Below are 4,143 nucleotides of genomic sequence, written 5' to 3' on the forward strand. Positions count from 1 at the left end.
ATAAATGATGATCACGAATAGTAATGCAAATGGTAAATCAACTAACGCAGTAATGGTTGCGGAGGTTAAAAACTCCCGAATACTGTCAAACTCACCTAGCTGCCTAGCCATACCTCCGACACTTGGTGAGCGTTTAGATAATGGAATACCAATGGCTTTTGCAAATAATTTTGAAGAAACAATAATGTCGACTTTTTTACCTGCTATATCGATTAAATAGCTGCGTAATTGGCGCATGATAAAGTCGAATATGTAGGCAATGCTTGCCCCAATGGCTAAAACCCATAGTGATTCAAATGCAAGATTGGGCACCACTTTATCATAGACATTCATAATAAATAGTGGTGAAACCAATGCAAACAGGTTGACCAATACTGAGGCTATAAGGGCATCGCGGTAAATAGGAGCAGAGTCTTTAATACTTTGTAGCAGCCAATGCGTACTGCTGTCATGCAGGTGAACATCAAAACTTTTGTCACCACGATAATCTTGTTTAACTAAAAATAAGTAACCTACATATAAGGTTTCTAAGCCTTCAATTGTCAGAGTCTCTTCGCCGCCCGTTTCAGGTAATTGTATAACGGCTTGGTCTTGCTCTAGATCGATTTTTCTTAAAATACAGGCCTTTTTATCTTTTAATAATAAGATACAAGGCAATAATATGTCAGAAATTTGATTTAAATCTTTGCGTGATAACTTAGCTGAAAGTCCAGCTCTGGCTGCCGCTTGAGGGATTAAATCCGGCGTAATGACTGCACCAGACAAAGGAAGACCTGCCGCAAGAGAATCTATTGAGCAAGGACTTCCAAAATGTTCAGTTAATAAAACCAAACAATCGAGTAATGGATCGACGGTTACCCGCTGGGAAGCAGAGATCGTCCACTGCTCACTTTTGTTAGACGCAGTTATAGGCACCTAATCATTATCCTTAATGTCTATTGTTAGAGTAATCAAATATGCGCCACATAATACTATGTGACGCAGTCAATGTGTTGTTATTAAGGAATAATATTTCCATTATGTTGATCAAATAGATCAGCATGACTGGTTCCTGGCGACGGTGCAGGGTTGACGGTTGCAGTATCTACAATGAGTGCACCATCATTAAGCAAACCGTTAATGATCACTCCGTCAGTGGTGCTACCGTATTCTTGCGACAGGTCGACACCATCCAGAACAATAACTTGGTCAATACTACCATTATGGTCGGCATCGATAGAAATTGTCGTGCTGCCATTATTGAACGAGAAATCTAAGTAGTTATCTAAATCGCCGTTCTGTTCATTCTGCAATAAATCACTGATATGAAGGGAGTCATTATTGACTTCGAAGTCTTTAATCGTATCGGTACCAGTATCGCCCTTAGACCATACAAACGTATCGTTACCCAAGCCACCAATTAGCGTGTCATTACCTAAGCCGCCAATAAGAACGTCATTACCTTCACCACCATAGATAACATCGTTGCCACCTTGGCCAAACAGAATATCGTCACCTATACCGCCATCGAGAATGTCGTTACCATCATTTTGGTTGTTGATATTAAATTCATTTACATGGTCACGAATGTAATCATGCACTGCTCTTACATCAACATCACCAACGTTTTGGCCAGTTTTGTCTGCGACATAGGTTTGTAAAGCCACATACCCTTGCTCTGATGAACCGCTAAATCTAACTAAGTCACCAAAGATAATGTCATCACCTTGGTTACCGACAGTATTGTCGTCACCTTGTGATTGAAGTGTCTCAGAACCTGTGATGATGCTTGATAAATCAGATACATCAATCGACGCACGAACATTGCCGTCTGTATCGTATAGCTTCAAGTTAGCTTCATTAACAGTGGTACCACCGTTTGCACTGGCTAAGCTTATCGCTTCAACTTCAGACACTGCAGCGAGCAGGTTGAACGTGTGAATAGCCTGATTAGTACTATTTGTTCCATTGTCGGTATAGCCAGTGAATTTATTATTACTATCAAAACTAATTTGGCCAATTTTAGCACCTGTATAAGGTGAATAAACCGCACCGTTAGAATTGACAACAACTTGGTTATCAAAGCTAATTATTGTGCCTTTACTATAGTTTGTACCTATTAGTTCACTCAAGCTCACATAACTGTTTGTGGTCGCGTCATGGCCGATCAATACTTTAGTTACATCTCTATCAACGGTCTGGACATTTGGTGAACCGTCAGTGATGAAATAAGAAATATTATTTCCCACATTTTGTTGGATTGCTGAACTAGTAAACCAGTCTATTGCCGACTCAAATCCAGCTTCATAGTTTGTGGAGCCTGATGCACCAGCTGAGTTCAGTTTAGCCATTAAAGTTTCAACAGCTTTTGGATCGTCCATGTTAACTGACACTGAATAATTTGAACCAGTGGCAAAATTAGTCAGTAATACGTTAACTACTCCGCTATGAGAGCCTGTTGCACTATTTGCGAGTGACTCAAAGACGGCTTCCAGCTGAGTTATCGCTTCTGCTATTACGCCTCTCATGCTACCGGAAGTATCGAAAATAAATGCAATATTGTAGTTCTCTCCAGCAACAATCTGTAAACCTTGCTGATCACTAACAATAATATCGTTATTTGGTGTTCCTTTAATAACGTCATTGCCAGGATTACCGTTATAACTGACGTAAGTGGAGCTAGCGTCAGCTTCTCCAACAATGTTAATTGTCACTGTCGCTGTGTCAGTAGCGCCATATTGATCAGTTACAGTATAAGTAAAGGTATCAGTTGCAAGTTGCCCAGCGGTAAGTGCTTCAAATGAATCGTTGGTATCATAAGAATAAGTACCATCACTGTGGATAGTTAGCAATGCCCCGCTTGGTAATATAACTACCTGACCATCTGTAACTATTGCGCCATTTACACCTGTTAGAGCAAATGTATTTGCTTGGGCATCAGAGTCATTATTAAGTAGACCTTGACTCGTGCTTGAAATGGTTAATACACCATCTTCTGACACTAAGTAGGTTCCCATAATAGCAGGACCAGATGCGGTAACATTTGTTAGGAAATAATCCGATGAGTCAACTAATGCTGCGCCACCATTAGCTTCACTAATGGTTTTAGTTGCTTCAAATACCAGTTGGTCGAAGACAATATTACCGGTATCAATACTGAAAGTACCAGCATCACCTGAAGTTGTCTTAAACGTATCACTTGCAACTAATTGACCATTGTAATAAGCCTTCCAAACACCTTGTTCACCATTATTTTCATTAGAGAACATGTTTGAAACACTGAATGTGGCCTGATTAACTAAGCCATTAAAATCAATAACAATTGATTCAGATGTCCCTGTAGCTGAATCATATTCGATTTGACCTGCAATTTGACCTGAAGTCCTTGGTGAACCAGCAACACCGAGTTTGTTAGAACCAGATTCTATGTTTACTACACCCATTGAGCCATCAGCTGTACGAGCTGAAATTTTCATTAAGCTCTCGCCGTTTGACTGAGGAATGGTCCAAGCGTTAGTTGCACCTGCTGTCACACTAAATGATGTACCAGGAAGGTCATCATTAGCATCAACATTGTTTATCGATGCAGTATCAGTAACAGCTGTTGATTCGTTACCTGCGGCATCAGTTTGAGTTATTTCAACGGTAATTTGTTCACCTGGACTTGGAACATCAGCTGTCCATGTGATCTCACCATTGTCGTAATTGAAAGCTATACCAGTTGTTGAACCATCTAAATTAACTAATTGACCATTTTCGAGTTTCAGATCAAATGAAACATCATAACCATTGACAGTTATGGATATTGAAACAAAACCACCTGCAACAAGGTCTGCATTATCTACTTCAGCTTTAATTTGTATCCCATTACCATTGGCAGCTATTTCATTATAATTTAACCAACCGTCTCCAGGGACTCCATCGTCTACAATAATAATTGACAGTGCAGAGGGGGCCGTTCTATCGACGCCTTGCACATCGGTTGCCACAGCAGAGGGGTTACCGGCCATGTCAGTGACTTGTGCGGTGACGTTCACATCGGTTGCGCCTGCAGTCACAGGCACTTCCACCGGATAACCGTTGTCGAGCATGTCTTGGGTGACGGTCACAGAGGCTAATACGTTGCCGCTGCCATCGGTGACCACTAAGGTGTCGCCTATCTGA

2 protein-coding genes are annotated in these 4,143 nt (G+C 40.9%); both read right to left on the reverse strand.

Annotated elements, in window-relative coordinates; genetic code table 11:
- Positions 1-915 (reverse strand): cysteine peptidase family C39 domain-containing protein (locus tag CXF78_RS13505; protein WP_257984910.1); only part of this gene is annotated, 915 nt, incomplete at its 3' end.
- Between the two features lie 83 nt (positions 916-998).
- The coding region (locus CXF78_RS13510; protein ID WP_145991450.1) for a type I secretion C-terminal target domain-containing protein at positions 999-4,143 on the reverse strand (3,145 nt) is incomplete at its 5' end.

The organism is Shewanella sp. 11B5 (genome assembly GCF_002836795.1).
In the GTDB taxonomy this organism is placed as follows: Bacteria; Pseudomonadota; Gammaproteobacteria; order Enterobacterales; family Shewanellaceae; genus Shewanella; species Shewanella frigidimarina.